Consider the following 7,385-nt stretch of genomic DNA (forward strand, 5'->3'; position numbering starts at 1 on the left):
ACAACTCATAATCGTTGAATTGATTTTGAGCGGATGTGGTTTTTTTAGGAACTGCTAGTAACTGTATCTAGTTTACTAGCCTTTACTCCTGTCTAAACCAGGAGAAAGCTTTTAGAACTCCAGTCTTTGATACTCGGCGACTGAAGATGCAGCAGGCCGCGCACGTTGTCTAGCCCAATCCCGTAGAGCAGTAACTTGCTCTGTCATGGTCTTCGACAACGGTAGTGTAGCTTTAATGGCGGCAATAATATCTAGCTGCGTAAATTCTCTATCTTGAGCAAATGCTTCATACATAGCAGCGATTATGGCTTGCTCTATTTCTGCACCTGAAAAGCCATCGGATACATTAGATAGTTGATCGAGGTCGAAGCGTTCAATATCTCGACGTCTTTTTGCTAGGTGAATTTTGAAAATATCTTGGCGTTCTTCTTTGTTTGGTAAATCTACAAAGAAAATTTCATCAAATCTACCTTTTCTCAAAAACTCTCCTGGTAGACGTTCTACTCGGTTGGCAGTTGCCATCACAAATACTGGAGAAACTTTTTCTTGCATCCAAGTTAGGAATGAACCAAATATCCGGCTAGAAGTACCTCCATCAGAGTCGGCTGAACCTGTAGTACCTGCAAAGGCTTTATCCAATTCATCTATAAATAGAATTGCCGGTGAAATTGACTCGGCTGTTTTGAGAGCATTTCGTAAGTTAGCTTCAGAACGCCCTACCATTGAACCATCGTATACCCGTCCCATATCCAAGCGTAATAAAGGTAGACCCCAAAGACGAGATGTAGTCTTTGCTATTAGAGACTTGCCACATCCAGGTATTCCGAGAATTAGCATCCCTTTTGGTTGAGGTAGTCCATATTCTCTGGCACGCTCTGTGAAGGCATCAGAACGTTGCCTTAACCAACGTTTCAGTTCCTCTAGACCACCTACAGCATCTATAGTTTCATCTTCTTCTATATACTCTAGTATGCCGTTGCGCTTGATTAGCTGTTTTTTCTCAGATAGTACAATGTCTACTTCCTTTTCAGTTAGGCGTCCTGCTGTTACTTGGGCTTTACGATATACTTTTTCTGCTTCATCTTTTGTTAAACCCAAAGTTGCTTTCAGGAGCTTTTCCCTTGTCTCTGTGGAAATACGACGGTTTTTACTATGCTCTAATTGTCGCGAGAGAACTTGATTCAATTCCTTCATATCTGGCAGTGGGAAGTCAAGGACAACTACTTCCTTTTCCAGTTCTATTGGCACATTTTGCATGGGAGACATTAATATAATTGTCTTGTTTGTGCCTTTAAAACTAGCTATCGCATCTCTTAACCACCTGGTAACTGGTGGTGAGTCGATAAATGGGTGCAAATCCTTGAATACATATATTCCAGCACCAGTATTAGGATCTCGCTGCCTAATTGCCCACTCTATAGCTGCCTCTGGTGAGACTGTATTATGCTGAGTTGTGTTTTTGCTTTGACCATACTCTACAATACCGTGAGTCACTGTCCAAACAAACACTTTCCGTGGGGACTTGGCTTGAGCTAATGCTGCAATTGCCTGCTCTGACCGCTCTTCCTCGGATGTTACGAGGTAGATCAGAGGATATTGAGCTTGGATGAGAATATTGAGTTCTTCTTTCATAGTCCTCGATCTAAATAGAGACGGTACAAAGTTTACGATTGCTTAATTGAACTTATCTTTTTTTCCCTAGCAGTTATGACTTGTTGGAGCTTTGAATTATCTCTTTAATTAAGTCATCAGAATTAATTTAGCAGGGAACTAACTCTTGTTCTCCCGGTTGAGCTTCAGATTTTTCTGATTCCGGGGTTTGCTTAACTGGAATATTTTTGTCTGCTAGTACACTTGGCTGACTTTTGAGGGAGAGCAGCTCTCCTTCTCGCATTACAAGTGAACTTGTACAATCTGGACAAGTGTATACCCGGTGGGTCTGTCCATATATTGAACCTGATTCATCAACTACTTCTGGGTTTTCTAAATAAAATAGGATAGCCCTTTCTGCTATTGATGACATTGGTTCCGAGTCAACTGCAGCCCTTATTTTGAGCTTGCGATGCAGTTCTGGTTTTATATATAATGTAACTTTTTGCTTGTCTTGCATATGACAGTCAACTTGTTTACCCGGGTATGTATATTACACTAACGGCTCTTTTCGGGAATGTCAAGCCGTTAAACCGCTTTAACTCTATTATTGTAATATATCTTTACATTTACAACAAATAATCAACTGAAAATAAAAGCTGTAAGTATTGATATACAATACTTACAGCTTTTTTACTTTAAACCCCGCCCTTAAGGGCGAGGTCTTATTGTTTGTTGTTTGACTAAAAAATTCAAACAAGAATCAAAATTCAATTATATGTTTTTTCAGTATTTGGACAAAATATTTACAATATATAACCTGAAGAGACTAAAAATAACCTATGTTTTTTCAGATTTATCTAAAGAGGGACTTCCTATGTATTGACAAAAATCTGTTACCGCTCCACTGGTCTAGCAAAAAGAGTGTAGGGATAATAATTATACAGACTAAATTGATAATACTATCAGTTTTAAATAAAAAGTTAACACCCGTCAAAGCTAGGTATTTGCTATAGTTAGTTTATAGAGTATTGTTTGTCAACCCTCTCAAATCGCTAATTCCATACCTCCCCAGTTGGTAGACTAATGGGGTATCTCGGAGATTTTTTTTGATGAATCAATACTTGTCTACATAGAAAATATAATTGACACGATAATTTTGAACAAACAAGCATCATAATTTAGATGGGGAGCAGAACAAACTTCCTGAAAAATCAATAAAAAAAAGAAAGCTGAAATAGTAGTAAATTAAGGTTTTTTTGCATGATAGAGGTAGGAAATATTAATAATTATGATACAACAAAAGATATTACCTATAGTTTGTCTAGTGGCGATCGCTGCTCAAGTTCTAATCCTAAAAACAAATTCAAGTTTCGCTCAACTTACAAACTTCAATACTAAATTAGCTCAAATGAGTATGTCTGGAGATGTTCATGAGGACGGTTCCACTGGTTCTGCTAATCCTCAGAATATACGTTTTAGTCGCCGTTACGCATACAAATATAAGTTTGAATGTACGCCAGACAATCAAACAGAGCTAGCAATATACCAAGCACGTCGTAATCGTCAAGGTGAAATAGTTGGAGCATGGAAAAAAGCTGCTAATAGACCTTTAATTCAATGGACACAGACAGGTTCGTTAGAATTTGGTGACAAGTATACTCCAGAAGTTCGTTGCCAGGCAGTTACAGATAGATTTAATCAGCATTTTCTGAGGGGAGGAAAACCAAAAATGCCTCCTTTAAGTGAAGGAATTCTTAATGATATGGCTGTAGTTTGTGCAGCTAAAGCAGGAGGTTGTGATTCAAGTAATTTGTTGTGGACTCTTAGAAGTAATAATAGAGGTACTAACGGGAAAATTCTGACTCATCTAGTAAGTTCCCTGAAAGGCAAAGCTAGTACTATTTTAATATTTGAAAGTAGTGATATTGAAAATGTGGAAAATCAGGGAGATGAATGGGTAGAAAAATTGGTAGTTATTGATGATAATTTAAAGGCAGCATCAGTAAATCAGGAAAAAATACTGGAAGTAGATATGGAAAATTTGATTTATGAAGTGATAACTGAAGAACAAAAAAAGCTGGAAAATAAGGATTAATTAGACTCAAAATGAGAAGTTAATTAAATGAAAAAATTGATAAGTTTAATGGCAATAATTCCAACTTTTTTGGAGGTTTGTATTTTACCAGTAGCATCAACCCCACCGAAAGGAATTAATATTCCCAAAATGCAGGAAATTTATACTTTTAAGTCAAATCCTATTGTGGAAGAAATAGCTCAACCTATTACTGTGAGATTACTAGGAGAAAATATTGCTGGTTCTGGGGTGATTATTTCTCAAGCAGGAAGTGAATATTTTGTACTAACTTGCGCCCATGTAATTGATTCTAATCAAGAAGCAAAATTTGTAGTTTTAACTTCAGATGGAAAAGAATATACTGCTCAGAGGGATAGTAGATTTAATTTTAGAGATAGAGATATAGATTTAGCAGTGGTTAAATTTTCCACCAGTAATCAGTACCCAGTTGCTGTTGTCAGCGATAATTTTATTTTAAGTTTGGGAGAGGAAGTTTATGTGACTGGATTTCCTAATTATCAGCAAAAACCAGTAAATTTAGTTCCTACTATAGATTTAGGAATTCAATCATATAATTTTACTAAAGGAAAGATTATTCATGTACTGAATTTACCTTTGGAGAAAGGCTACAAAATTGGCATGAGTAATGAGATTGAAGTTGGGATGAGTGGAGGACCTGTTTTGAATCAAGATGGTGAACTTGTTGGGATTATTGGTCGGACAAAATATGCTTTTGGTGGTTTAGATGCTTATCGATTTTCTGATGGTAGTCAACCTTCAGAAGAGCTAGTGGAAGAATTGCTTGTTGCTAGTTGGGCAATTCCTATTGCTAAGTTGAATCTTGTTCAATAATTAATAATTAATAATTACCTCTTATGCAAAAGAAGAGGATTGGTTAAAAGGAAATTTTTTTCTTCTCAAGGGGAGATTAGGTCTGGTTAGGTAATATCAAATCCGCTTAATTCAGTATAAAAAAATGTTCCATCTTCAGCTATTACCAAATCTTTCTAGCTCTCCCTATCTCCCCATCTTCCCCACCCTCCCCACACTCTTTATCTAATTACACCAATACTACCGGATTTGATATAACCAATCCATCCCACCCTACGGGAAATTATCCTACGGAATGCTCCGCAAACGTTTTTGATGTCGGCGACAGCCGAAGTGCGAAGTTGTGCGCTAGCTAAACGACCGCTCTCAAGGGGAGATTGGAGGCAAGCGTTCGCGTAGCGTCCCGGAGGGAACGGAAACCTCGCCATCCCATCCTGACGGAATGCTCCGCTTTCCGACCGCTTTTTCTCCTATTAGGAGAGGCTTTAAAACTTTATTTTTAGGTAAAAAAATATGATAAACATTAGGCATATATTTATTACTTCTATAGCTGGAATTATTATTAGTATTGGTAAGGTAGTAGATGCTGTACCTGCCAAATTAAGAGTAGAAGAAATTAACTCCATAGCTAAACAAACTACTGTTCTAATTGCCCCTAGGTTAACTAAAGGTGAATTAAAGGATTTATTAAATAGAAAACCTGTAGCAAGATGGACAGTAGGTTCAGGGGTAATTATTGCTAAAGAAGGTAAAACATACTATGTTTTGACAGTAACTCATAATTTTAGTCAGGAACAAGTAAGTAAAGATGCAGAATATGGCATACTAACAAGTGACAAAAAAGTTCATCAAGTTACGAAAATCAACGATGGTAGAGAATGTACTAATAGATTCTTAGAAGCAATAAAAAATAAAAAAGTAGAAACAGCTTTAGTAAGATTTGGTTGTTTTAACAACCAAGAAATCAATGGTTATGATTTAGCAATAGTTAGTTTTGAAAGTAAAAAAAACTATCCTGTTGCGACCTTAGGAGATGCTAATAAATTACAAGAAGAAGATATTGTTTATATTTCTGGGTGGCCGAAAATTGAAGCGGAACCGAAGCTAAAACTTGATGGAAATATGCAATTAGATTCTGAAGGAAAAATAATTTGTAAAGATCCTGTACCTGAAAGGCAAAGACGTCTAGCATGGGGACCATTAAAAGCTTCTATTCCTGTTAGTGAAAAGGATAATGGTTATGGTTTATATTACACAGATTATACTCGTCCAGGGATGAGTGGTGGTCCTGTGTTTAATAGTGGCGGAGAGGTAGTTGGAATTCACGGACGAGGCTCGACAAATAAACCTATTTGCGGACAAATATATGAACCAATATCTAATAATAATTCATCCTCAAAGAATCAATTAGAGGTAGAAAATGATTCAGACCCTTTTAATGTGTTTGAGTCTGAAAATACTAGGTTGAAAAATGAAGAGCAGAAAAAGCAAGGTGATTTCCCAGGTTTTCCAGAATTTGAATCTCAAAATAACTTAGAGAATGACTCAAATCAAAATAAAAATAATTCTACATTAGACTCGGATAATACTTCAAAATCAATTTATGATTTACAGAAGATGTATAGCAGTGCTCAAAATGTTAATTATTCTCGAAAGTTGATTCAAGCTAGAGAAATGAATTTATCTTTTAAATTAGAAGCTCCTTCACAAAGGATAATTCAATCAGAAATAACAAAAGTTCCTCAAATTAAGACTCCTAATGTAAGTAGACAAATAGAAAATTATAGGTCGGGAAATTCAGATATAACAATACTAGAAAATCCTGAATTGATGACTCAAAATCAAACACCTAAATCGCTAGAAAATCCTGAATTGATGACTCAAAATCAAAGACCTGAATCGATCGATCCAAATCAAACAAAAGAGGGGGGTTTTGAAGACCCTAACGATAAGATAGACAATATCTATAAACTTTTTAGTTTTGATGTAGAAAATCTAGGTCGGGATAAACCATCTGGTGGAGATGGGAGTCTTTTGTTAGACTAGGAAATATCAGAAAATATGCAAGTATTTCCGTACCGGAATGCTCCGCAAACAGCTATTAGCAGTCAGCTCTTAGTTTTTGAATGAATAAATCAGGACTTACGCCTATTTACTATATATAGGGTTCAAAAACTATAACGTTATAGTTTTTAACGCTATATCTGTGGTCTCTTCGTAATTCCTATAAATAATATCATGTCTCATTGAATAGTTATAAATAACAAGGGAGGAGTCAGGAGTCAGGAGTCAGAAGGAAATCAGAAAATATGCAAGGATTGTCGTGCCGGAATGCTCCGCAGACAGCTATTAGTAGTCAGCTCTTAGCTTTTGAATGAATAAATCAGGACTTACGCCAATGTACTATATATAGAGTTTAAAAACTATTTGAATAGTTATAAATAACAAGGGAGGAGTCAGGAGTCAAGAGTCAGAAGGGAATCAGAAAATATGCAAGGATTGTCGTGCCGGAATGCTCCGCAGACAGCTATTAGTAGTCAGCTCTTAGCTTTTGAATGAATAAATCAGAACTTACGCCAATGTACTATATATAGAGTTTAAAAACTATAACGTTATAGTTTTTAACGCTATATCTGTGGTCTGGTGCGTAAGTCCGATAAATAATATCATGTCTCATTGAATAGTTATAAATAACAAGGGAGGAGTCAGGAGTCAGGAGGGAAGACGAGAAAGTTATTAGTAGACATCTCCAGAAAAGAGGAAACAGGAAATAGGGGAAGAGTAATTGATAATTTATAGATAAGAATTGATTTTATTTTTCATTTTTGGAGAAGTCTAGTTATAAGGAGGAGAAAGTTTTTTTATTACTACAGGACTTACGCAGAGG

The 7,385-nt window shown here is 36.2% G+C and carries 5 protein-coding genes; 3 read left to right on the forward strand and 2 right to left on the reverse strand.

Annotation, left to right across the window (positions count from 1 at the left end):
- Positions 1-111: 111 nt before the first annotated feature.
- Together ycf46 and F6K22_RS03350 are read right to left on the reverse strand one after the other, a co-directional pair.
- Complete coding sequence (gene ycf46 / locus F6K22_RS03345; RefSeq protein WP_293093240.1) at positions 112-1,632, reverse strand: stress-responsive protein Ycf46; 1,521 nt, start codon at positions 1,630-1,632, stop codon at positions 112-114.
- Between the two features lie 127 nt (positions 1,633-1,759).
- Positions 1,760-2,110, reverse strand: coding sequence for a slr0373 family blue light stress response protein (locus F6K22_RS03350; RefSeq protein WP_293093243.1), 351 nt, complete (start codon positions 2,108-2,110; stop codon positions 1,760-1,762).
- Between the two features lie 771 nt (positions 2,111-2,881).
- Here F6K22_RS03350 and F6K22_RS03355 point away from each other — a divergent pair.
- The 3 genes from F6K22_RS03355 to F6K22_RS03365 all read left to right on the forward strand — a co-directional run bounded on the left by F6K22_RS03355 (position 2,882) and on the right by F6K22_RS03365 (position 6,544).
- Entirely contained in the window at positions 2,882-3,688 is an 807-nt protein-coding gene (locus tag F6K22_RS03355; protein WP_293093246.1) for a COP23 domain-containing protein, read from the forward strand.
- A gap of 48 nt (positions 3,689-3,736) precedes the next feature.
- Positions 3,737-4,519 carry a S1 family peptidase gene (locus F6K22_RS03360; RefSeq protein WP_293093249.1) on the forward strand — a complete coding sequence of 261 codons (783 nt, stop codon included), beginning with the start codon at positions 3,737-3,739 and terminating at the stop codon, positions 4,517-4,519.
- A gap of 492 nt (positions 4,520-5,011) precedes the next feature.
- A complete protein-coding gene (locus tag F6K22_RS03365; RefSeq protein WP_293093252.1) occupies positions 5,012-6,544 on the forward strand; it encodes a S1 family peptidase in 1,533 nt (510 codons plus the stop codon).
- The last annotated feature ends 841 nt before the right edge of the window (positions 6,545-7,385 follow it).

It is taken from the genome of Okeania sp. SIO2F4 (genome assembly GCF_010672385.1).
Classification (GTDB): domain Bacteria; phylum Cyanobacteriota; class Cyanobacteriia; order Cyanobacteriales; family Microcoleaceae; genus Trichodesmium.